Annotated in this window: 21 protein-coding genes and 3 tRNA genes; 9 read left to right on the top strand and 15 right to left on the bottom strand. The window is 57.4% G+C overall.

All coding sequences use genetic code 11. The annotated features are described in order from the left end of the window. Positions 1-35 precede the first annotated feature (35 nt). From sufC to C1N56_RS10820, 5 genes are all read left to right on the top strand, one after another. Positions 36-782 (top strand): Fe-S cluster assembly ATPase SufC, encoded by a 747-nt coding sequence (sufC, locus tag C1N56_RS10840; protein WP_021506231.1) that lies wholly within the window; start codon positions 36-38, stop codon positions 780-782. Continuing rightward, positions 757-2,034, top strand: a complete 1,278-nt coding sequence (gene sufD, locus C1N56_RS10835; protein WP_394516650.1) for a Fe-S cluster assembly protein SufD — start codon at positions 757-759, stop codon at positions 2,032-2,034. The genes sufC and sufD overlap by 26 nt, the downstream gene beginning before the upstream one ends. Further along, positions 2,031-3,254: a cysteine desulfurase SufS gene (gene sufS, locus C1N56_RS10830; RefSeq protein ID WP_058769697.1), complete on the top strand. Its 1,224-nt coding sequence runs from the start codon at positions 2,031-2,033 to the stop codon at positions 3,252-3,254. Before sufD ends, sufS begins: the two co-directional genes overlap by 4 nt. A 20-nt stretch (positions 3,255-3,274) precedes the next feature. After that, positions 3,275-3,691, top strand: a complete 417-nt coding sequence (sufE, locus tag C1N56_RS10825) for a cysteine desulfuration protein SufE (protein ID WP_021506228.1) — start codon at positions 3,275-3,277, stop codon at positions 3,689-3,691. A gap of 62 nt (positions 3,692-3,753) precedes the next feature. Next, positions 3,754-4,791, top strand: a complete 1,038-nt coding sequence (locus C1N56_RS10820; RefSeq protein ID WP_058780649.1) for a L,D-transpeptidase family protein — start codon at positions 3,754-3,756, stop codon at positions 4,789-4,791. A gap of 75 nt (positions 4,792-4,866) precedes the next feature. Here the strand turns inward: C1N56_RS10820 and C1N56_RS10815 are convergent, their stop codons facing one another. The 6 genes from C1N56_RS10815 to C1N56_RS10790 all read right to left on the bottom strand — a co-directional run bounded on the left by C1N56_RS10815 (position 4,867) and on the right by C1N56_RS10790 (position 8,938). Further along, positions 4,867-5,103 carry a major outer membrane lipoprotein gene (locus tag C1N56_RS10815; RefSeq protein WP_007374746.1) on the bottom strand — a complete coding sequence of 79 codons (237 nt, stop codon included), beginning with the start codon at positions 5,101-5,103 and terminating at the stop codon, positions 4,867-4,869. A 305-nt stretch (positions 5,104-5,408) separates the two neighbouring features. Further along, the gene (pykF, locus tag C1N56_RS10810; RefSeq protein WP_021506226.1) at positions 5,409-6,821 is read right to left on the bottom strand and encodes a pyruvate kinase PykF; all 1,413 of its coding nucleotides are present in this window, start codon (positions 6,819-6,821) and stop codon (positions 5,409-5,411) included. A gap of 344 nt (positions 6,822-7,165) precedes the next feature. Continuing rightward, positions 7,166-7,242, bottom strand: a tRNA-Val gene (locus C1N56_RS10805). Positions 7,243-7,254: 12 nt separating this feature from the next. Beyond that, a tRNA-Val gene (locus tag C1N56_RS10800) sits at positions 7,255-7,331 on the bottom strand. Positions 7,332-7,334: 3 nt separating this feature from the next. Then, positions 7,335-7,411: transfer RNA gene (locus tag C1N56_RS10795), tRNA-Val, on the bottom strand. A gap of 153 nt (positions 7,412-7,564) precedes the next feature. After that, positions 7,565-8,938, bottom strand: coding sequence for an MATE family efflux transporter (locus C1N56_RS10790; protein WP_394516649.1), 1,374 nt, complete (start codon positions 8,936-8,938; stop codon positions 7,565-7,567). A gap of 198 nt (positions 8,939-9,136) precedes the next feature. On the opposite strand from C1N56_RS10790, the gene C1N56_RS10785 reads away from it, so the two are divergent. Next, positions 9,137-9,790, top strand: a complete 654-nt coding sequence (locus C1N56_RS10785) for a riboflavin synthase subunit alpha (RefSeq protein WP_394516648.1) — start codon at positions 9,137-9,139, stop codon at positions 9,788-9,790. Positions 9,791-9,838: 48 nt separating this feature from the next. On the opposite strand, the gene cfa is transcribed toward C1N56_RS10785, so the two are convergent. Further along, positions 9,839-10,987 carry a cyclopropane fatty acyl phospholipid synthase gene (gene cfa, locus C1N56_RS10780; RefSeq protein WP_021506223.1) on the bottom strand — a complete coding sequence of 383 codons (1,149 nt, stop codon included), beginning with the start codon at positions 10,985-10,987 and terminating at the stop codon, positions 9,839-9,841. Between the two features lie 310 nt (positions 10,988-11,297). Then, positions 11,298-12,500 (bottom strand): purine nucleoside transporter PunC, encoded by a 1,203-nt coding sequence (gene punC, locus C1N56_RS10775; RefSeq protein ID WP_394516647.1) that lies wholly within the window; start codon positions 12,498-12,500, stop codon positions 11,298-11,300. A 109-nt stretch (positions 12,501-12,609) separates the two neighbouring features. Here punC and punR point away from each other — a divergent pair, with 109 nt between their 5' ends. Beyond that, positions 12,610-13,521, top strand: coding sequence for a DNA-binding transcriptional activator PunR (gene punR, locus C1N56_RS10770; protein WP_058757686.1), 912 nt, complete (start codon positions 12,610-12,612; stop codon positions 13,519-13,521). On the opposite strand, the gene purR is transcribed toward punR, so the two are convergent. Beyond that, on the bottom strand, positions 13,518-14,543 hold the full coding sequence (gene purR / locus C1N56_RS10765; protein WP_021506220.1) for an HTH-type transcriptional repressor PurR: 1,026 nt from the start codon (positions 14,541-14,543) through the stop codon (positions 13,518-13,520). The two genes, punR and purR, sit on opposite strands and share 4 nt — an antisense overlap. Positions 14,544-14,816: 273 nt before the next feature. Here purR and C1N56_RS10760 point away from each other — a divergent pair, with 273 nt between their 5' ends. After that, positions 14,817-14,906, top strand: coding sequence for a cytochrome bd-I oxidase subunit CydH (locus C1N56_RS10760; protein WP_021506219.1), 90 nt, complete (start codon positions 14,817-14,819; stop codon positions 14,904-14,906). A 56-nt stretch (positions 14,907-14,962) separates the two neighbouring features. Here the strand turns inward: C1N56_RS10760 and C1N56_RS10755 are convergent, their stop codons facing one another. Beyond that, positions 14,963-15,754 carry a C40 family peptidase gene (locus C1N56_RS10755; RefSeq protein WP_058757687.1) on the bottom strand — a complete coding sequence of 264 codons (792 nt, stop codon included), beginning with the start codon at positions 15,752-15,754 and terminating at the stop codon, positions 14,963-14,965. Between the two features lie 366 nt (positions 15,755-16,120). Here C1N56_RS10755 and C1N56_RS10750 point away from each other — a divergent pair, with 366 nt between their 5' ends. Continuing rightward, on the top strand, positions 16,121-16,453 hold the full coding sequence (locus tag C1N56_RS10750; protein ID WP_021506217.1) for a Grx4 family monothiol glutaredoxin: 333 nt from the start codon (positions 16,121-16,123) through the stop codon (positions 16,451-16,453). A 52-nt stretch (positions 16,454-16,505) separates the two neighbouring features. Here C1N56_RS10750 and rnt read toward each other — a convergent pair whose 3' ends face one another. From rnt to eptA, 5 genes are all read right to left on the bottom strand, one after another. After that, entirely contained in the window at positions 16,506-17,174 is a 669-nt protein-coding gene (rnt, locus tag C1N56_RS10745; RefSeq protein ID WP_021506216.1) for a ribonuclease T, read from the bottom strand. Positions 17,175-17,282: 108 nt separating this feature from the next. Beyond that, a complete protein-coding gene (gene gloA, locus C1N56_RS10740; RefSeq protein ID WP_394516646.1) occupies positions 17,283-17,690 on the bottom strand; it encodes a lactoylglutathione lyase in 408 nt (135 codons plus the stop codon). 101 nt (positions 17,691-17,791) lie between these two features. After that, positions 17,792-18,889: an alkene reductase gene (locus tag C1N56_RS10735; RefSeq protein WP_125309682.1), complete on the bottom strand. Its 1,098-nt coding sequence runs from the start codon at positions 18,887-18,889 to the stop codon at positions 17,792-17,794. Between the two features lie 49 nt (positions 18,890-18,938). Beyond that, complete coding sequence (locus tag C1N56_RS10730; protein WP_031279165.1) at positions 18,939-19,535, bottom strand: TetR/AcrR family transcriptional regulator; 597 nt, start codon at positions 19,533-19,535, stop codon at positions 18,939-18,941. 39 nt (positions 19,536-19,574) lie between these two features. Further along, entirely contained in the window at positions 19,575-21,212 is a 1,638-nt protein-coding gene (gene eptA / locus C1N56_RS10725) for a phosphoethanolamine transferase EptA (RefSeq protein ID WP_394516645.1), read from the bottom strand. Between the last annotated feature and the right edge of the window lie 2 nt (positions 21,213-21,214).

Below are 21,214 nucleotides of genomic sequence, written 5' to 3'. Positions count from 1 at the left end.
ACACGCGTTGCCGGAAGCAATGTGAAGGAAAGAGTATGTTAAGCATTAAAGATTTACAGGTTAGCGTTGAAGACAAAGAGATTTTGCGCGGTCTGAACCTTGAGGTTAAGCCGGGCGAAGTGCATGCCATTATGGGCCCGAACGGCTCCGGCAAGAGCACCCTGTCTGCCACGCTGGCCGGTCGTGAAGATTATGAAATCACCGGCGGTTCCGTGACCTTTAAAGGCAAGGACCTGCTGGAGCTGGAGCCGGAAGAGCGTGCCGGTGAGGGCATCTTCATGGCGTTTCAGTACCCGGTCGAGATCCCGGGCGTCAGCAACCAGTTTTTCCTGCAGACCTCAGTCAATGCGGTGCGTAAATACCGTGAGCAGGAAGAGCTGGACCGTTTCGACTTCCAGGACTTCATCGAAGACAAGATCAAGCTGCTGAAGATGCCGGAAGATCTGCTGACCCGTTCCGTCAACGTCGGCTTCTCCGGCGGTGAGAAGAAGCGTAACGACATCCTGCAGATGGCGGCGCTGGAGCCTGAGCTGTGCATCCTTGATGAAACCGACTCCGGTCTGGATATCGATGCGCTGAAAATTGTTGCAGAAGGCGTGAACAGCCTGCGCGACGGCAAGCGCTCATTCATCATCGTAACGCACTACCAGCGCATCCTGGATTACATCAAGCCAGATCACGTGCACGTGCTGTATCAGGGCAAAATCGTGAAGTCTGGCGACTTTACGCTGGTGAAACAGCTGGAGGAGCAAGGCTATGGCTGGCTTACCGACCAGGAGTGATAACGCGCTGCAGCAGTGGCATCACCTGTTTGAGTCACGCGGCGAACAGCGTTCGCTGCAGGCACAGCAGCACTGGCAGCAACTGATGCGTGTCGGCCTGCCGACGCGCAAGCATGAAAACTGGAAATACACCGCGCTGGACAGCCTGCTGGCACAGCAGTTCGTGCAGGCGGACGCGCCAGGCGTGAGCGCTGAGCAGGTGGCTGCGCTGGCGCTGCCGCTGGACGCGATTTGCCTGGTGTTCGTCGACGGTCGCTTCCAGCCTGAGCTGAGCGCGCGTGACACCGGTCTGTTTGACGTGCAGCACAGCCGTGCCGCTGAGCGACGTCTGTTACCGGCCGCAGTGCAGCCGGAGGTGTTCCTGCACCTGACGGAAAGTCTGGCGGAAGAGGTGACCTCGATTCGTCTGCCGCGCGGCAAAGCTGCGGCGCAGCCGCTCTATCTGCTGCACATTACCAGCGGCCAGGCGGATGCGCTCAACACGGTGCATCACCGTCACCATCTGGAGCTGGAGTCCGGCGCGGAAGCGCAGGTGATCGAGCATTACGTGACGCTGAATGGCAGCGCCCACTTCACCGGCGCGCGCTTTACCTTTGCGGTGGGCGACAATGCGCAGCTGAAGCATACCAAGCTGGCGTTTGAAGAGAGCAGCAGCTACCACTTTGCGCACAACGACATCGTGATTGGCCGTGACGCGCAGGTGAGCAGCACCAGCTTCCTGCTGGGTGCCGGTTTGTCGCGTCATAACACCAGCGTGCAGCTGAACGGTGAAAACACCCAGCTGTCGCTGAACAGCCTGGTGCTGCCGGTAGGCAGCGAAGTGGCGGATACGCGCAGCTATCTGGAGCACAACAAAGGCCACTGCCTGAGTCGCCAGCTGCACAAAACCATTTCGCGTGACAAAGGGCGCTCGGTGTTTAACGGCCACATCAAAGTGGCACAGCACGCGCTGAAAACTGATGGCCAGATGACCAACAACAACCTGTTGCTCGGTCGCCTGGCGGAAGTGGACACCAAGCCGCAGCTGGAAATCTACGCCGATGACGTCAAGTGCAGCCATGGCGCGACCATCGGTCGCATCGACGACGAGCAGATGTTCTATCTGCGCTCGCGCGGCATCGCCGAAGACGCGGCGCAGCAGATGATCATCCATGCTTTCGCCGCTGAACTGACGGAAGCGCTGGAAGATGACGCGCTGCGCCAGGTGGTACTGCAACGTATTACCGATCGTTTCCCGGGAGTTGAGTCATGAGTTTCGATCTCGAACGAGTCAGAGCGGAGTTTCCGATTCTGAGTCGTGAGGTCAACGGACATCCGCTGGCCTACCTTGACAGCGCGGCCAGCGCACAGCGCCCGCTCGCCGTGATCAACGCGGAAAGTCACTTCTATCAGCACGGCTATGCGGCCGTGCACCGTGGCATTCACTCGCTGAGCGCGCAGGCGACCAGCGATATGGAAAACGTGCGCGCCCAGGCGGCGCGTTTTCTGCATGCCGCGGCAGCCGAAGAGATCATCTTTGTTAAAGGCACCACCGAAGGCATCAATCTGGTGGCCAACAGCTGGGGCGGCAGTCAGCTGCAGCCGGGCGATAACCTGATCGTCACCGAGATGGAGCACCACGCCAATATCGTGCCGTGGCAGATGGTGGCCCAGCGCACCGGCGCGGAAATCCGTGTGCTGCCACTTAACGACAACGGCGAGCTGGCGCTGGAACAGCTGGCGGGGCTGATCGACAGCCGTACGCGCCTGCTGGCCGTGACGCATGTTTCCAACGTGCTCGGCACGGTTAACCCGGTGAAAGCCATCGTGGCGCAGGCGAAAGCCGCGGGCGTGGTGACGCTGGTAGACGGCGCTCAGGCTGTGATGCACCACCCCGTTGACGTGCAGGATATCGGCTGCGATTTCTACGTGTTCTCCGGCCATAAAATCTATGGGCCGACCGGGATTGGCGTGCTGTACGCGCGTAAGGCGCTGCAGGAGATCATGCCACCGTGGGAAGGCGGCGGTTCGATGATCGATCAGGTCATGCTGCCCACCGGCACCACCTGGAATGGCGCACCATGGCGCTTTGAGGCCGGCACGCCGAACACCGGCGGTATCATTGGCCTTGGCGCAGCGCTGACGTGGATCAGCGAACTCGGTCTGGAGACGATCCATCAGCGCGAGAGCCAGCTGATGCGTTACGCGCTGGACAAGCTGGCGTCGGTGCCGGACCTGGTTATTTACGGCCCGGCCGAGCGCAGCGGCGTGGTGGCGTTTAACCTCGGTAAGCACCACGCGTTTGACGTTGGCAGCTTCCTCGACCAGTACGGCATTGCCATCCGCACCGGCCACCACTGTGCCATGCCGCTGATGCGTCATTATGCGGTGCCCGCGATGTGTCGCGCCTCTTTCGCGCTCTACAACAGCGAAGAGGAAGCCGATCGCCTGGCGGCTGGCCTGACGCGCATTCATCGTCTGCTGGGCGGTTGAGCAGATTTCAGGAGTTATGCATGGCAAACCTGCCAGAAAAAGAGAAACTGGTGCGCAACTTCAATCGTTGCGCCAACTGGGAAGAGAAGTACCTCTACATCATTGAACTCGGGGCAAAATTACCAGAATCCTCTGAAAGCTTGCATCAGCCGCAGTACGTCATTTCCGGCTGTCAGAGTCAGGTATGGATTCGCATGACCCCACAGGCAGACGGCACCATTGCTTTTGAAGGTGACAGCGATGCCGCCATCGTTAAAGGCTTGATTGCCGTGGTATTTAGCCTGTATCAGGGCCTGAAAGCGCCAGAGATTCTGGCACTGGATGTCGCCCACTGGTTTGGCGAACTGGCCCTGACGCAACACCTCACCCCTTCGCGTTCGCAGGGGCTGGAAGCGATGATTCGCGCGATCCGGCATAACGCACAGTCTCTCAGCTAAGTTACACTCTCCAGACCCCGGCCATGACCGGGGTCTGTTCCATCCGACAAAGAGAAAATTGCATGAAACCTGCGCTTCGTTTAGCCGGTGCATTGCTGTTGTCCTGTTTCGGACTGTCTGCACCTGCGTTTGCTACGGAATACCCCCTGCCAGCCGCTGATAGCCGTTTGATTGGCGAAAACACCCTGACCACCGTCCCGGATGACAAACGGCCGCTGGAGAGCATTGCGGCGCGTTATAAGATAGGCATGCTCGGCATGCTGGAAGCCAACCCGGGCGTCGACCCCTGGCTGCCGAAAGCCGGAACACAGCTTACCGTGCCGCTGCAGATGCTGCTGCCGGATGCGCCGCGTGAAGGCATCGTGATCAACCTGGCCGAACTGCGTCTCTACTACTACCCCAAAGGGGAAAATCGCGTCGTGGTTTATCCGATCGGCATCGGCCAGTTGGGTGCTGCCACGCCGAGCATGGTGACAAGTATCAGCCAGAAAATCCCTAACCCCACCTGGACGCCCACCGTCAATATCCGTAAACGCTACGCCAAAGAGGGCATCACGCTGCCCGCGATGGTGCCTGCCGGGCCGGATAACCCGATGGGGCTGTTTGCACTGCGTCTGGCGCGCGGCAGCGGCCAGTATCTGATTCACGGCACCAACGCCGACTTCGGCATCGGGATGCGCGTCAGCTCCGGCTGTATTCGTTTGCGCCCGGACGATATCGAAGCGCTGTTCAACAGCGTGCCGCAGGGTACACGCGTACAGGTGATTAACCAGCCGATCAAATATGCCATCGAACCCGACGGCAAACGCTACATCGAGGTACACCAGCCGCTGTCGCGTAATGAACAGGACGATCCGCAGACCATGCCAATTGCGCTGAGCGCGCCGCTGAAAGCCTTTATAAAGAGTGCGAAGAGCGACAGTGCGCTGATTAAGGCGGCGATTGAACGTCGTTCAGGTATGCCAGTACTGGTGAGCAGTGGGGAACCGGTGAATGAGGCGACGCCGCTGCCGGCGGTACTGCAGACGCAGCAGGGGGCAACAGGCGGTGCGCAAGCCACCATCAGTCAGGCGCAGGGCGAAGCCGCTGCGACACCGTGATTCAGGGCCAGCGGACGGCAGAATCCGGACAAAAAAAATGGTGCCACAAGGGCACCATTTTTCAAACCAGAACTCTTACTTACGGTAAGAGTGAGCCTGGTTGTCCAGACGCTGGTTAGCGCGAGCTGCGTCGTCTTTAGCAGCCTGAACGTCAGAACGGATTGCGTTCACGTCGTTGCTCAGCTGGTCAACTTTAGCGTTCAGAGTCTGAACGTCTGAAGACAGCTGGTCGATTTTAGCGTTGCTTGAGCAACCAGCCAGCAGAGTTGAACCCAGGATTACCGCGCCCAGTACCAGTTTAGTACGATTCATTATTTATACCCTCTAGATTGAGTTAATCTCCATGTAGCGTTACAAGTATTACACAAAGCTTTTTAAGTTGAGAATAAATTTTTGATGAGAACATGCTTAAATTTGATCGTTCGCTCAAAGAAGCAGCGTTTCGCAGAACATGATGAAAATATTTAGCGAAAACAGAGAGATTTAATCGGATTAACCTTAATTCTGCGGGATATTGAATAGTTATTATCGATTGGAATTTTCCGCTTTCTGTCTCAGGCGCGGAATAAAAAAAGCGCCCCGAAAGGCGCTCTTTTAAATAAACATCACCGGCTCGATCAGAGTACGTGCACCGAAGCGGTGTTGGTGGTTCCGCTCGGTACCAGCGCACCCGAAACCATCACCACGACATCGCCTTTCTGCGCGTAGCCGCTCTGCAGCGCCATCTCTTTGCCGATGCGGTAGAAATCATCGGTCGAGGCGATTTCGCTCACCAGACGCGTTTCAATCCCTTTGCTGAGGATCAGCTGACGCGCAGTGGTCTGGTTAGTGGTCAGGGCCAGAATGGTGGCATCCGGGAAGTATTTACGCACGGATTTAGCTGACTTACCGCCTTCGGTCGCCACCACAATCACCGGCGCTTCCAGTTTCTCAGCGGTCTCAACGGCGCCACGGCACACTGCTTCAGTGATACGCAGCTTGCGCGAATCCTGCAGGGAATCGATGCGCGATTTCATCACGCGATCGGTACGCTCGCAGATAGTCGCCATGATGGTGACCGACTCCAGCGGGTATTTACCCTTGGCGCTCTCACCGGACAGCATCACCGCGTCGGTGCCGTCGAGGATGGCGTTGGCCACGTCGCCGGCTTCAGCACGGGTAGGGCGCGGGTTCTTGATCATGGAATCCAGCATCTGCGTCGCGGTGATTACCACTTTGCGCGCTTTATTACACTTCTTGATCATCATCTTCTGCGCGAAGATCACTTCTTCAACCGGGATTTCCACACCGAGGTCACCACGCGCGACCATGATGCCGTCAGAGGCTTCCAGGATCTCATCGAAGTTGTTCAGGCCTTCCTGGTTTTCGATCTTGGAGATGATCTGAATGTGCTCACCGCCGTGGGCTTTCAGGTGCTCACGGATTTCCAGCACGTCAGAACGTTTACGGATGAAGGAAGCCGCAACAAAATCCACGCCTTGCTCGCAGCCGAAGATCAGATCGCGCTTGTCTTTTTCCGCCAGTGCCGGCAGCTGAATGGACACGCCTGGCAGGTTGACGCCTTTGTTTTCGCCAAGGTCGCCATTGTTCAGCACTTTACACACCACGGTGTTTTCGGTGACTTCGGTGACTTCCATGCCGATCAGACCATCGTCGACCAGCACGGTGTTACCAATTTTCAGGTCTTCGGTGAAACCGGCGTAAGTAACGGCAACGCGCTCGCTGTTACCAATCACTGACTGATCGGTGGTGAAGGTGAAGGTCTGGCCAGCTTTCAGGGACACATCATTGCCACCGTCCAGTTTCATGGTACGGATTTCCGGGCCTTTGGTGTCCAGCAGAATCGCGGCCTGGCGACCGGTTTTTTCCATGACGGCACGCATGTTGGTGATGCGCTGACCATGTTCGGCATAATCCCCGTGAGAGAAGTTCAGGCGCATGACGTTCATGCCCGCTTCCAGCAGTTGAGTCAGCATCTCTTCGGATTCGGTTTTCGGACCGATAGTACAAACGATCTTGGTCTTTTTCATGTCAGATTTCTGTAAGTTGTGATGGATGATAAAGGTCGGGGTTCGATGCGCCTGGCACCGAAGTAAAAATCTGTTTGGTGTTGGTACGTTTGCCACAGAAGTAAGAATAGGTGACGACGGCTAAGCGTGCAGAGAAGTTATGCGCCGGGCGGAGAGACCGTAGCGACGGCGTTGCGCAAATGATGTAAGTGGCTGGCATAGGCACGTTAGCGCTGAAACCTTTCAGGTGGAACAACGCGGCATAGTATAGTCGCTAAGTATGCGAAAACCAATATAAAAGCAGAGGGAGAAAACCGACTCAGATCAAGGAAAGGCGAGTTGCGCAAGGGAGATAACAGCAAAAGTGGTGCGCTCTAATGGACTCGAACCATCGACCCCCACCATGTCAAGATGGTGCTCTAACCAACTGAGCTAAGAGCGCATTTCAGAAATCTGGTGCGTCCGAGTGGACTCGAACCACCGACCCCCACCATGTCAAGGTGGTGCTCTAACCAACTGAGCTACGGACGCACTTGGTGCGCTCTAATGGACTCGAACCATCGACCCCCACCATGTCAAGGTGGTGCTCTAACCAACTGAGCTAAGAGCGCAACACGCTGTCAGGGCGACAGCGGGGACGAATATTAACGGCAGGCCGTGATGCTGGCAAGCGGAAAAGTGATTTTTCCTGACGACTGACCAGCAACTGTGCTATGCGTCGTTTTTTTCGCCATTGCGGGCCAAATAAACGCCCGCTCAGCCACTTAGCGCGCGGCGCGCGCCAGAATCACCTGCGCCGGTAAACGCTGCAGACGGCGGATGCGCCAGATCATCATCACCGCCGCCGACGTCAGACCGACGATAAATCCGCACCAGAAACCGGCCGGCCCCAGCGGTGCCACCACCCAGTCGGTCAGCGCCAGCACGTAACCCACCGGCAGCCCCAGCACCCAGTAGGCGATCAGGGTAATAAAGAAGATCGAGCGCGTGTCCTTATAGCCGCGCAGGATACCGCTGCCGATCACCTGAATCGAATCCGAGAACTGGTAGATGGCCGCCAGCAGCATCAGCTGCGCCGCCAGGGTAATCACTTCCGGATTCGCGGTATAGAGCGCGGCAATATCGTGGCGGAAGGTCACGGTAAACAGCGCGGTGATCGCCGCCATGGTGATACCCACGCCCTGACCGGTCCACGCGGCGATGCGGGCCTGTTCGGCCGAGCCCTGGCCCAGACGGTAGCCGACGCGAATGGTGGTGGCGACGCCGAGCGACAGCGGCAGCACAAACATCAGCGAGCTAAAGTTGAGCGCGATCTGATGACCAGCGACTTTCACAATGCCGAGCGGCGACACCAGCAGCGCCACCACGGCAAACAGCGTGACCTCGAAAAACAGCGCCAGCGCGACCGGTAATCCCAGCGTGAACAGGCGCGTCAGGATGGTGCGCGACGGTGGCGACCAGCGGTTATGCATGCGAATATCGCGCATGGCCGGCATGCGCTTCAGCCAGAAGCGCATCACCAGATACATCACCCAGTAAACCGACGCGGTGGCGACGCCACAGCCCACGCCGCCCAGCGCAGGCATACCGAAATGGCCGTAAATAAACACATAGTTCAGCGGAATGTTGGTCAGCAGGCCGAGGAAACCCAGCAGCATCGCCGGCTTGGTCTTCGACAGCCCTTCACACTGATTACGTGCCACCTGGAAAAACAGGTAGCCCGGTGCGCCCCACAACAGCGCGTGCAGATAACCTTCTGCTTTGGCCGCCAGCTGAGGATCAATGTCATGCATGGTGTGAATCAGGTAGCCGGCGTTCCACAGCACCACTATAATCAGCAGCGCCACGCCCGCCGCCAGCCAGTAACCCTGGCGCACCTGTTCTGCGATGCGTTCGCGTCGCCCGGATCCGTTGAGTTGCGCAACGGTTGGCGTCAATGCCAGCAGCAGACCATGACCAAACAAAATGGCGGGAAGCCAGATAGAGGTGCCGACAGCAACGGCGGCCATATCCGTGGCGCTCACCGCACCGGCCATTATGGTATCCACAAATCCCATCGCGGTCTGTGCCACCTGAGCAAGGATGACCGGGATCGCGAGGGCCAGCAATTGACGCGCTTCTGTTAAATACTTCTGCACGTATCACCTGCGTAATTTAAGAAGAGAGCGGGGCGGAATCCCCAAAGAATGCGCGACCTAGTGTAGCGGTAGCCCGCACTTCCGCCAAACATTGATCGCATTTGGCTGCGCCATTTGTGTAAAGTTTGCGCGCCGGCAAATTAAACCTTGCGGCGCAAGCTGTGATAAACTGCCACAAACTTCGCAGAGGCTGAAATTATGTTTACCGGAATTGTGCAGGGCACGGCAGAAATTGTCGCCATTGAAGAAAAAGAGTTGTTCCGCACCCACACCGTGCGCTTGTCTGCTGAGCTGCTGCCCGGCCTGGCGCTGGGCGCCTCGGTAGCGCACAACGGGTGCTGCCTGACGGTGACCGCCATTGACGGCGATCGCGTCAGCTTCGATCTCATCAAAGAGACGCTGCGCATCACCAACCTTGGTGAATTACAGGTTGGTGACATCGTGAATATTGAGCGCGCCGCGAAATTCAGCGATGAAATTGGCGGACACCTGATGTCCGGCCATATTATGACCACCGCCGAAATCTGTAAAATTATCCAGTCAGAGAATAACCGCGAAGTGTGGTTTAAATTACAGGACGCTGAGCAGATCAAATATATTCTGCATAAAGGATTCGTCGGCATCGATGGTATCAGCCTGACAGTCGGTGATGTCACCAAAAGTAAGTTCTGCGTGCATCTGATCCCGGAAACGCTGGAGCGCACCACGCTGGGCGCGAAGAAGCTGGGGCACCGGGTCAATATCGAAATCGATCCGCATACCCAGGCGATTGTCGACACCGTCGAACGTGTGCTGGCGCAGCGTGATGCCGCGGCTGCGCTGGTGGCACAAACGCTGCCGGACGCGGAGTAATCGCGAATAAAAAAGGCGCGGTAAGCGCCTTTTAGCATTGCACGGAAATCAACGCGCCACGCGCAAACCGCCTTCGGCGCCGCGGCTGAAAACTACCTGCCACAGCTGAATATCCCGCGCGCGAAACGCACCGGCGCAGGCGTTGAGGTAATAGCTGAACATCCGTTCGAAACGCTCGCCATACTTCTCCGCCAGCTGCGGCCATGCCGCCTGGAATCGCTCGTACCAGGCCATCAGCGTAGTGTCATAATCCGCGCCAAAGTTGTGCCAGTCTTCCATGATGAAGTGGGATTCGCTGGCATCGGCGATCTGCCGTACCGACGGTAAACAGCCGTTGGGGAAAATGTATTTATCGATCCACGGGTCGACGTTCATGTCGGTTCTGATCGCCCCAATGGTGTGCAGCAAAAACAGGCCTTCCGGTTTCAGGTTACGATCAACCACATCGAAGTAGGTGGCATAGTTTTTCGGCCCGACGTGTTCGAACATGCCCACCGATACGATGCGGTCAAACTGCTGGTTCAAATCACGGTAATCCTGCAGCAGAATGGTCACATCCAGACCGGCACAGCGCTGCTGCGCCATTTTCTGCTGCTCGGCAGAGATAGTCACGCCATGCACTTTCACCCCGTAATGACGCGCGGCGAATTCCGCCAGTCCGCCCCAGCCGCAGCCGATATCCAGCAGCGTCATGCCCGGCTCAAGCTGCAGCTTGCGGCAGATCATATCCAGCTTGTCCTGCTGTGCCTGCTCCAGCGTTTCCGCGCTTTTCCAGTAGCCGCAGGAGTACTGCATAAACGGATCGAGCATCAGTGAAAACAGATCGTTGCCAAGATCGTAGTGCTCTTTACCAACAATCCAGGCGCGTTTCTTTGACTGCAGATTGGTGAGGCGCGCCGCAGCAATGCGCAGCGTGTCTTTAAAATGGTGCGGTAACTGCTTATCCAGATGATGTTTCAGCACGCGGTGGAAGAACATATCCAGACGTTCACACTCCCACCAGCCGTCCATGTAGCTTTCACCGAGGCCCAGCGATCCTTCCTGCAGGACCCGTTTGAAAAAATCCGCATGTCTGACCTGAATATCCCAGGGGCGTGTGCCGTTGATGTGAATGTCCGCCCGCTCCAGTAATTCATGGGCGATACGAAACCATTGGTTTTCTTCAAGGCTCACTTCTTCTATACACGATGAACTCATAGCTTCTCCATCACCTTTCCGATTTGAACCTGAGAAAAAGAATAGTCAAATTCCTCAGGCCTGTGAGAGAACTCACGGAAAATCCGTGCGCCAGATAGCCGACGTACTACAGAGGTATGAATCTGAATAGAAATGTCTGCCACAACTCCGGAGGTGAATATCGTGCAGACGCCATCCCAGCGACAGTGTCGCTAAAAAATACGCTCATTATGTTATTGATTTGTTGCAGAAATGCTGACCCACTGAGTATATGCTCACGCAGGTCAGTATTCAATGGCTTATCGTTAGTTTGCTAACGATAATCGTTGCCTTAGCAATTATCTTCGCAGGGACGGGAAGCGTGAGCAATATCACTTTGTGCGCTGGCGCTGCGCTGCCACAGGAAACCGGCCCAGGCGAGAATCACCGTGGCCACCATGACCAGTGTGGTATGTAACAGCGCCTGCTGCAGACCGGCGGAAACAATCAGGCTGGCGAGGAAGCATAAGCCCAGCTGCAGCAGATTCTGCAGGCCGGCCGCTTTGCCGGTGGCCTGCGGGAACGGGGCGAGGGCGCTGGACACCACAATCGGGTAAATCGCGCCATTGGCCAGCGCCATGCCGCAGAACGGCAGCAGCAGAGCCACCAGCGGCGGCGTGGTGATCAGCGCCACCGCAAACAGGCCCAGAATGCTCAGGCTGTAAATCATCAGCAACCACGGCAGCAGCTGCGCACCCTGAAAACGGTTCAGCAGTGCGCGACAGCCAAATCCGCCCAGCAGGAAGGCGATGGTCTGCGGAATATAGCTCAGGCCAATGTCCGCCGGGCTCAGACCCGCGGCGGCGAGGATAAACGGCGAGCCGGTCAGCCAGGCGAAGAAACTGGCGGAGCAGGCCGCATAAATTAGTACGTTACCGCTGTAAATACGCGTCGCCAGCAGCGTCAGCCAGCCCGGCTGTGGCGCGCTGTCGTGGCGCGCACGCGGCGCGCTGGCCAGTTTCAGCGTGCCGAACAGCAGCACCAGCGTCACCAGCGTGAGCGCGAGGAAGATGGCGCGCCAGTGAAAATGGGCCATCAGCCAGGCGCCCAGCAGCGGCGCCAGCGCCGGTGACAGCGCCACCAGCGGCATAATCGTGGCAAACACTTTGTTGGCTTTGGCCTGCGGATAGCGGTCAACCACCAGCGCCTGCCAGCTCACCGCTGCGGCGCACACGCCTACCGCCTGCACAAAGCGCAGCACCAGCATCAGCCAGACGTTAGTCACCCACAGCATGGCAAGACAGCTCAGCGCAAACAGGCTCAGGCCCGCCAGTAAAATCGGCTTACGGCCGAAGCGGTCCGACAGCACACCCCACAGCACCTGCGCACAGGCAAAGCCGCCCAGAAACAAGCTCAGGCTGGCGCTGATGGTGCCCGGTGCGGAAGCAAAGTCGCGCTGCATGGCGCCGAAGGCGGGTAAATACATATCGGTGGCCAGGAAGCCGAGCATGCTCAGCACGGCAAGGTAAGGCAGAAATCCTTTGGATGACAGCATGGTTTTTCTCATTCGGCAGGTTGAACGGCGGGGAGTGTAAAAGGGTGCAGCGGGCTTTGTGAAACGCTAATATTTGCAGGGTGCTGTTAAAATTTTTGATGGGAAAACTATGTGGTCGGAATATGCACTTGAGGTGGTGGACGCGGTAGCGCGCACCGGCAGTTTTAGCGCGGCGGCGCAGGAGCTGCACCGCGTGCCCTCTGCCATCAGCTATACCGTGCGCCAGCTGGAAGGCTGGCTGGCGGTACCGCTGTTTGAGCGGCAGCATCGCGAAGTGGTGCTGACGGCAGCAGGCGAGCATTTTGTGCGTGAAGGGCGTTCTGTTATCAAAAAAATGCTGGCCACGCGCCGTCAGTGTCAGCAGCTGGCTAACGGCTGGCGCGGTCAGCTCAGTATCGCGGTAGATTGCATCGTCAAACCGCAGCGCACCCGCCAGCTGGTAAAGGATTTTTACCGCCATTTCCCCGATATGGAGCTGATCATCAGCTACGAAGTATTTAACGGCGTGTGGGACGCGCTGGCTGATGGGCGTGTCGATGTGGCGATTGGTGCCACCCAGGCCATTCCGGTCGGCGGCCGCTTCGCCTTTCAGGATATGGGCGCGCTCAACTGGCGCTGTGTGGTAAGTCCGCAGCATGCGCTGGCCCGCAGCCCGCAGCTGGACGACGAAACCCTGCGCGCCTGGCCGTCGCTGGTGCTGGAAGATACATCGCGCGCGCTGCCGCGCCGCATGACGTGGACGCTGGATAACCAGCGGCGTCTGGTGGTGCCGGAGTGGGAAACCGGGCTGGATTGCCTGCAGGCTGGGTTGTGCGTGGGCATGGTGCCGGGGCACCTGGCGCGCCCGCTGCTGGACAGCGGCGCGCTGGTGGAGCTGGCGTTGCCGCAGCCGTTTCCGGACAGCCCGTGTTGCGTCAGCTGGTCTGAGCAGCGCGCGTCACCGGCGCTGGCGTGGTTGCTGGAATATCTGGGCGATGCGGAGACGCTGAACCACGAGTGGCTCAGCGAGAAGGCGGCTTAACGGCGGTAATCGCGGAACGGGCCATCGGCCACGGAGCGGCGCTCAATCAGCGTGGGCTGAACTTCAATGGTCTGCGGCTCTTCACGTTTGCTGGTGATGCGGTCCAGCAGCATCTCCAGTGCCTTTTCCCCCAGCTGCGCTTTCGGCTGGTGCACGGTTGTCAGCGCCGGAGTGAAGTAGCGCGCGTTGCGCACATTGTCATAGCCAATTACCGAAATATCCTGCGGCACGCGCAGTCCCATCTCGTCGGCCGCGCAAATCGCGCCCATCGCCATGATATCGCCGCCGCAGAACACCGCCGTCGGGCGCTGTTTCTGGTTCAGAATCTGCTGCATCGCCTGATAACCTGACTCCGGTTCGAAGTCACCCTGCACAATCCACTCGGGACGGACGCTGATGCCCGCTTCCTGCATCGCCTGCAGAAAACCCGCATGACGTCCGCCACCGGTGTTGCGTTCCATCTGGCCGGGGATGGCACCGATATCGCGATGGCCGCGCTCAATCAGGTATCGTCCGGCGAGGTAACCGCCGTGGAACGCATTGTCCTGCACGGTATCGGTAAAGTCCCCGCGCGATTCGCCCCAGTCCATGACCACCATCGGGATATTGCGGTTCTCTTCGAGCATCTGCAGCAGATCGTCGGGATATTCGGAGCACATGACCAGCAGGCCATCGACGCGCTTTTGCGCCATCATCGAAAGATAAGCGCGCTGTTTTTGCAGATCGTTATGCGCGTTGCCGAGAATCAGCGTGTAACCACGCTCAAAGCAGTGATTCTCCACGGCTTCAATAATTTCGGCGAAGTAGGGCGCTTCGCTGGAGGTCGCCAGCAGGCCCAGCGTCTTGGTGTGATTCACCTTCAGGCTGCGGGCCACCGCGCTCGGTGAATAGTGCAGCGCTTTAATCGCTTCCCATACGGCGTTACGCGTCTCTTCCGCGACAAAACGCGTTTTGTTGATGACATGCGAAACCGTGGTGGTTGAGACCCCGGCGCGTTTCGCCACATCTTTAATGGTTGCCATGAAAATGGTACTCCTGGGATTATCGCAACTTACTGATAAGTATATTGTTAAACGTTTGCGTCTGCTAATGGTTTTGCGCCCTGAATATCAGGGCTAATCTGCTTAATCGGGCAGGGAAACATCCTTCAGCAGGCTGTCAATGCAGCATGCGCTAAATCTGTTGCGCAACGAAAGGCGGCGATTCTAGCAAGCCGGGGCGGATAACACGAGATTTTTGCCCATCACTGTGCGAAAATTATTTAACCATGCAATCTGTGTGACTAAGGAGTTGTGATGAGTACCGATTTAAAACTGGCATTGACCACCACCGCCGCTGCTCTGCTGATGATTATTGCCTTTAGCTTTACCGCCATTCTGCATTAATAAAAAAGCCGGTGCTGCTGAACAGCCACCGGCTTTTTTGTTGCGCAACGCTGAGGTTAGCGCACGGTTTTCGGCGTCATCATACGGCGTGCGCCAACGTAATGCTTCTGCCAGTAATCCTCGCCCAGCGCGCTAATCTGAATGTCCTTACCGGTGCGCGGAGACTGAATGAATTTACCATTGCCCAGATAAACCCCGACATGGTCGGCGGTGCCGCGGTTGTTGATGCGGAAGAACACCAGATCGCCTTTCTCCAGCATCTCGCGCTTGATCGGCGCGGCGTCGCGCAGGTGATACATCTCATTGGCGGTGCGGGGAAATTTAAACTTCACCAGATCTTTGTAGGCGTACCACACTAAACCACTGCAGTCGAAACCGGTGTGCGGTGAGGTGCCTCCCCACTGATACGGTTTACCCAGCTGGCCCATCAGTTTCGTCATCGCGGTTTCACGTGCTTTTTGATAGCGCAGGCGGTGGGCTTTGCTCATTTTAATGCCGCTCAGCTGCTGCACTTCATCATCAACGGCAACGTCACGCGATTTTTTCGCCAGCCGCTGATGACCATATTTTTTCGCACTGAGCTTAAGTGAGGATTTGCGCTGGGTGGTGTGCTGAAGTACCGTTTCGCTTTTCTGCTGTTTTTTCAGCCTGAACTTCTGTACCGACGTCAGGCGTGACTTTTTGCTGGTGGTTTTCACCGGGCGTCGTTTGCGACGCTCATCTTCACGCGCGTTCTTTTTCTCCGCTTTCTGCAAACTGGCATTAACCGGCGCATGCGGAGAAGCCGCCGCCACATTAAAGAACAGTTGGGCAAAAGCCAGTATGAAAAGCGTAATCAGTAAACGCATAGTCCGGTTACAGGTTAAGCCGTCGGCAGGAAGCCAGACCGCGGTAAAGTTAGAAAAATCTGATCGACGATCAGCACCGGGGCAATTCTAATCCACTTTTTTTGCAAAAGGTAAGGTCTTTTTCCATTAATCTGTCACGGTACTGAAAGTGGGGCAAAAATGAGCGATTTCAGCTGTTTAACCCAGCGGAATTATTGCTAATTATTAATTGATTAATGCTTATTAATGATATGAAAATGTTATTCGTGGCGCGCGAACTTAACAAACATGGCGATATGCGCCGGCTAAGGCAAAATCCCGTTTTCAGTCGCGGGGCGAAGTCGCTACAATAAACAAACACGAAGTGAAGGATTAAGGAAGGCAAAAATGAGTACTGTTGAAAAAATTCAGCGCCAGATCGCAGAAAACCCGATCCTGCTGTACATGAAAGGTTCGCCGAAACTGCCAAGCTGCGGTTTCTCTGCGCAGGCGGTACAGGCGCTGTCTGCCTGTGGTGAGCGCTTTGCGTACGTAGACATTCTGCAAAATCCGGATATCCGCGCTGAGTTACCGAAATACGCCAACTGGCCAACTTTCCCGCAGCTGTGGGTGGATGGCGAGCTGGTCGGCGGCTGTGACATCATCGTTGAGATGTTCCAGCGCGGCGAACTGCAACCGCTGATCAAAGAGACCGCTGAGAAGCACAAAGAAGCAGAATAAGCAAAAGGCCGACAGCAGTGTCGGCTTTTTTTTGGCTGCGGTCTGACGGGCCTCAGGCCGAGGCATCGTCTTCGGCCGGCTCTTCACTCACCGCCAGCGGCCAGCCGCCGAGGCGTTTCCAGCGATTCACCAGTTCGCAAAATAGCGTGGCGGTCTGTTCGGTATCGTACAGTGCCGAGTGCGCCTGAGTGCTGTCAAAATCTATCCCCGCCGCTTTACAGGCCTTCGCCAGTACCGTTTGTCCCAGCACCAGCCCGCTCAGCGCGGCGGTGTCAAAGGTGGCGAACGGGTGGAACGGGTTACGCTTCATGCCGGTGCGCTCTGCCGCCGCCATCAGAAAATTATGATCAAAGGTGGCATTGTGCGCCACGATAATCGCCCGGTTACAGCCACTGTCTTTGGTACCTTTGCGCACCATTTTGAAAATGGCGTGCAGCGCCTCATATTCACTCACCGCGCCGCGCAGCGGATTGCTGGGGTCGATGCCGGTAAACGCCAGCGCTTCGGGATTGAGAATCGCCCCTTCGAACGGCTCCACGTGGAAATGCAGGGTTTCATCACGGTGCAGCCAGCCATCCTCATCCATTTTTAACGTGGTGGCGGCGATTTCCAGCAGCGCATCGGTTTGCGCATTAAAACCGGCGGTTTCAACGTCAATCACCACAGGATAAAAACCACGGAAGCGTTGATGGAGAGCGTTTAAGGCGTTTGATTCAGACATCAGGATCTCATTGCAGGAAATGGGGCAGCGCGCATTATGGCAAAAATCGGCGCAGGGTGCAGCAGGAGAGGGAAGTCAGCCCGCAAATTAGCAGGCTGACTAACGGCATTAGTTGCCGAGGCCGTGACCGGCGTGTTGGTTTTCGATCAGCTCGATTTTGTAGCCGTCCGGATCTTCCACGAAAGCGATGATGGTGCTGCCGCCTTTGACCGGGCCGGCTTCACGCGTGACGTTACCGCCCGCCTGACGGATGCGGTCGCAGGTCGCCGCGACATCATCCACGCCCAGCGCGATGTGGCCGTAGGCATTGCCGAGGTCATATTTATCCACGCCCCAGTTGTAGGTCAGCTCAATGACCGCACCTTCGCTCTCTTCGGTGTAACCCACGAAAGCCAGGGTGTATTTGTATTCGGTGTTTTCGCTCTGACGCAGCACGCGCATGCCCAGCACGCGGGTGTAAAAATCGATGGAGCGCTGCAGATCGCCAACGCGTAACATAGTGTGAAGTAAACGCATAACATCCTCTTTTCAAAAGTCATCAGGGAACCCGCTTAGTATAGCGAGGGAATGCCCTGAAGAAAGCACGCGGCCGCACATCCGCTGCGGCCGCGTTTGACTTACAGTGTCGGGTAGTCGGTGTAACCTTCCGCGCCGCCGCCGTAGAAGCTCTCCGGGCGCTGCGGGTTAAGCGGTGCATCCTGCTGCAGGCGCGCTACCAGGTCCGGGTTGGCGATGAAGTCACGGCCAAAGGCCACCGCGTCAATCAGGCCACGCGCAATCAGATCGTCCGCTTTTTCCACGGTGTAGGCACCGGCACCGATAATCACGCCCGGGAAGGCGGCACGCACTTTCTGGCGGAACTCATCGGTGTAAGGCTTACCGCCCGCCCAGTCTGGCTCAGACAGGTGCAGGTAGGCGAGGCCGCGCTTGCCCAGTTCGCTGATGTACCACAGTGCCGCTTCTTCTTCATCCGGACCGTTTTCCAGATTCTGGAAGGCGCCGATTGGCGAGATACGAATACCAATGCGATCGGCTGACCAGTTAGCAATTGCCGCATCGACCACTTCCAGCGCGAAACGGCCGCGCTTCTCAATCGAACCGCCGTATTCATCGGTACGCTGGTTAGAACCCGGTGCGAGGAACTGATGCATCAGATAGCCGTGCGCAGAGTGCAGTTCCAGCAGATCAAAGTCGGCGTCGCGCGCATTGGCTGCCGCCTGACCGAAGTCTTTAACGATCTGCTGAATTTCTGCCACGCTCAGTTCACGCGGCAGGGAGGTATCTTCGCGATACACGCTGCCGTCGGCGGCGCGCAGCGAGGTGCGGGTGCCAGCGGCGATCGCGGACGGTGCGACCGGCGCTTTGCCATCCGGCTGCACGCTATTATGCGAGATGCGGCCGGTGTGCCACAGCTGAACGGCGCTGTGACCGTGCGCGGCGTGAATGCCTTCGTTAATCATTTTCCACGCAGCAATCTGCTCCGCGGTGTGTAAACCCGGCGCACCGGCGTAGCCTTTCGCCTGGAACGAAACCTGGGTGGCTTCGGTAATGATCAGACCCGCGCTGGCGCGCTGCTGATAATACTCCGCCATCAGCGGGGTAGGAATATCGCCCGGTTCAATGCTGCGCAGACGCGTCAGCGGCGCCATAAATACACGGTTAGGTACGGTAATCGCGCCCACTTTCAGCGGGGTGAACAGCTGTTTACTCGCCATGATGACTCCTGTAATAGACCGGTCGTCTAGAAATTGCCGTTTTTAAAAATCAGCGGTGATTAAGCCACTGTTCGATGGTGTCGAGCGCCAGGCTAATCGGCCCGGGCTCACGTGAAATCTTGCTCTGCAGGCTGGCTCCCAGCCACAGCAGATAACAGCGTTGCGCCAGCTGCTGCGGGCTTTGCCCATAGGGCAGCGGCTGTTCGGCTGCGACCTCCGTCAGACAGCGTGCGTAAGCGGCCGTGATGGCCGTAGCCCCGCGCTGCAGCGCATCGCGCATCGGCTCTGACAGATCGCACACTTCGCCGGAAAGCTTAACGCCCAGACAGCCGACGATGTGACCCTGCTCAATAAACAGCCGTTCCGCGTAGCGAAAATGCTGCAGTAAGCGTTCGCGTGCAGTAACGCCGGGCTGGGTCAGCTGCTGTTCAACCTGCTGCTGATAGTTGACGAAATAGCGCTCCAGCAGCGCCACACCGAACGCTTCTTTTGAGCGGAAGTAGTGATAAAACGAGCCTTTCGGCACTTCCGCCAGCGCCAGCATTTCGCTCAACCCCATGCCGGTGAAACCGCGCTGCAGGCAGACCTGCTCGCCGGTGGCGAGCAGATGTTCACGGGTTTCGTTGCGTTGCACTGTCTTGTTCATGGCAGGCAGAGTATTAGACCAGTCGGTCTAATGCAATCCTCAGGCGCGATTCTGGCACGATTTGATCATATCCAGCTGTGGCTGATACTGCTGCGTCTGGATGTTGAACAGGCCGAGCACCGTGTGGAACAGATTATCCTGCGACACCGCTGTCTCTGCCGCCTGCTGGCGCAGACAGGCCTGATCAATGTGATACGCCGCGGCGTAGCCCGGCGACATCCACAGCAGCAGCGGGATGTGCGTCTGCTGCGACGGCGCAAACAGGTACGGCGCGCCGTGCAGGTACATGCCGTGTTCGCCCAGCGATTCGCCATGGTCGGACAGGTACACCAGCGCCACGTTAAAGCGATCGCTCAGGCCTTTCAGCTTATCGATGGTGCGACTCAGCATATCGTCGGTATACAGCAGCGAGTTATCGTAGGTGTTGACCAGCGCCTGGTGGTCGCAATCCTGAATCTGATTGCTGTCGCAGGTCGGCGTAAAGCGCTGGAACGCGGCCGGATAGCGCTTAAAGTAAGCCGGACCGTGGCTGCCCATCTGGTGCAGTACGATGATGCCGTCATTGTGCAGGCTGTCGACATAGTTATCAAAGCGATGCAGCAAGACGTCATCGAGGCAGAAGCCATCGTGGCAGTATTGTGGCAGCTGCCACTGCGTCATATCGGTATGCGGCACGCGGTCGCAGGCACCTTTGCAGCCCCCGTCGTTTTCGCGCCACAGCACGCTGACTCCGGCATGGGCCAGCACATCCAGCACGCCTTCCTGATGATGGGCGAGGTTCGCGTCATAGTGCTCGCGTGGCATATTCGAGAACATGCACGGCACCGAAATGGCGGTTTCCGTGCCGCAGGAGCTGGCGTTGGGATAATAAATCACCTGCTGCTTTTTCAGCTGTGGGTTGGTGTCGCGCGCATAGCCGCCGAGGGAGAAGTTCTCCGCGCGCGCAGTTTCGCCCACCACCAGCACCACCAGCGTCTTTTTCGGCTCGGCGGTGATTAGCGGCCCTTTCTGCGCATCTTCGCCAATCTTCACCAGTGCCTGGCTGCCCTGCAGATAGCGCTGATCGACATAATGGCCGGTGCCACTGACAATATTGGCTGGGGTGATCATCTTCACCAGGCCTTTGTTATTGCGGATCAGCGAAGCGTAGTCTTTGTAGAACAGCACAGCCATCAGCAGAATCACCAGTACGGCACCGAGCGCACTGGCGAGGCGCTGCAGCAGGTTCCACCACCAGCGCTGGCGATTGCTGATACGGACGCTGCACACCAGCGCCACCGGAAGAATGCCCATCAGCAGCATCCAGATGACATAGTTGCGGCTCATCAGCGCGCCGGTTTCCTGCGCATTCGACTCAAACACGTTTTCAATCATGTTGGTGTCGATGACCGTACCAAAGCTGTGCATAAAGTAGTTGGCGGCGGCGCTGGCGAGAATCAGCACAATCAGCAGCGGTTTGCGTATCCACGGCCAGGCCAGCAGCGAAAAAAGCAAATAAAACGCCGCGACCAGCACCACCGGCATGCTGGCGGCGAACAGGTAATCATGCACGCGGGTGTAGGGGATAATTTCCCACGCGCGCAGTAAAAACAGGGCATTGAGGACAAAGGCAAAGAACAACGCGGCCAGTAAATTAAAACTGTTGTCGTGACACTGTAACTTAGAGGTCAGTTTCATGG

It is taken from the genome of Pantoea sp. SGAir0175 (genome assembly GCF_043547855.1).
The sequence above is the reverse complement of the archived record's forward strand: the minus strand, read 5'-3'. Positions and strand labels throughout refer to the sequence as shown.

Bases quoted from the DNA above. Each gene is read 5' to 3' on its own strand.
- cfa (WP_021506223.1), bottom strand. From the start codon at position 10,987: ATGAGTTCATCGTGTATAGAAGAAGTGAGCCTTGAAGAAAACCAATGG.
- C1N56_RS10755 (WP_058757687.1), bottom strand. From the start codon at position 15,754: ATGCGTTTACTGATTACGCTTTTCATACTGGCTTTTGCCCAACTGTTC.
- C1N56_RS10785 (WP_394516648.1), top strand. From the start codon at position 9,137: ATGTTTACCGGAATTGTGCAGGGCACGGCAGAAATTGTCGCCATTGAA.
- eptA (WP_394516645.1), bottom strand. From the start codon at position 21,212: ATGAAACTGACCTCTAAGTTACAGTGTCACGACAACAGTTTTAATTTA.
- sufE (WP_021506228.1), top strand. From the start codon at position 3,275: ATGGCAAACCTGCCAGAAAAAGAGAAACTGGTGCGCAACTTCAATCGT.
- C1N56_RS10760 (WP_021506219.1), top strand. From the start codon at position 14,817: ATGAGTACCGATTTAAAACTGGCATTGACCACCACCGCCGCTGCTCTG.
- C1N56_RS10735 (WP_125309682.1), bottom strand. From the start codon at position 18,889: ATGGCGAGTAAACAGCTGTTCACCCCGCTGAAAGTGGGCGCGATTACC.
- punR (WP_058757686.1), top strand. From the start codon at position 12,610: ATGTGGTCGGAATATGCACTTGAGGTGGTGGACGCGGTAGCGCGCACC.
- pykF (WP_021506226.1), bottom strand. From the start codon at position 6,821: ATGAAAAAGACCAAGATCGTTTGTACTATCGGTCCGAAAACCGAATCC.
- sufS (WP_058769697.1), top strand. From the start codon at position 2,031: ATGAGTTTCGATCTCGAACGAGTCAGAGCGGAGTTTCCGATTCTGAGT.
- sufD (WP_394516650.1), top strand. From the start codon at position 757: ATGGCTGGCTTACCGACCAGGAGTGATAACGCGCTGCAGCAGTGGCAT.
- purR (WP_021506220.1), bottom strand. From the start codon at position 14,543: ATGGCAACCATTAAAGATGTGGCGAAACGCGCCGGGGTCTCAACCACC.
- rnt (WP_021506216.1), bottom strand. From the start codon at position 17,174: ATGTCTGAATCAAACGCCTTAAACGCTCTCCATCAACGCTTCCGTGGT.
- C1N56_RS10820 (WP_058780649.1), top strand. From the start codon at position 3,754: ATGAAACCTGCGCTTCGTTTAGCCGGTGCATTGCTGTTGTCCTGTTTC.
- C1N56_RS10730 (WP_031279165.1), bottom strand. From the start codon at position 19,535: ATGAACAAGACAGTGCAACGCAACGAAACCCGTGAACATCTGCTCGCC.
- gloA (WP_394516646.1), bottom strand. From the start codon at position 17,690: ATGCGTTTACTTCACACTATGTTACGCGTTGGCGATCTGCAGCGCTCC.
- C1N56_RS10815 (WP_007374746.1), bottom strand. From the start codon at position 5,103: ATGAATCGTACTAAACTGGTACTGGGCGCGGTAATCCTGGGTTCAACT.
- sufC (WP_021506231.1), top strand. From the start codon at position 36: ATGTTAAGCATTAAAGATTTACAGGTTAGCGTTGAAGACAAAGAGATT.
- punC (WP_394516647.1), bottom strand. From the start codon at position 12,500: ATGCTGTCATCCAAAGGATTTCTGCCTTACCTTGCCGTGCTGAGCATG.
- C1N56_RS10750 (WP_021506217.1), top strand. From the start codon at position 16,121: ATGAGTACTGTTGAAAAAATTCAGCGCCAGATCGCAGAAAACCCGATC.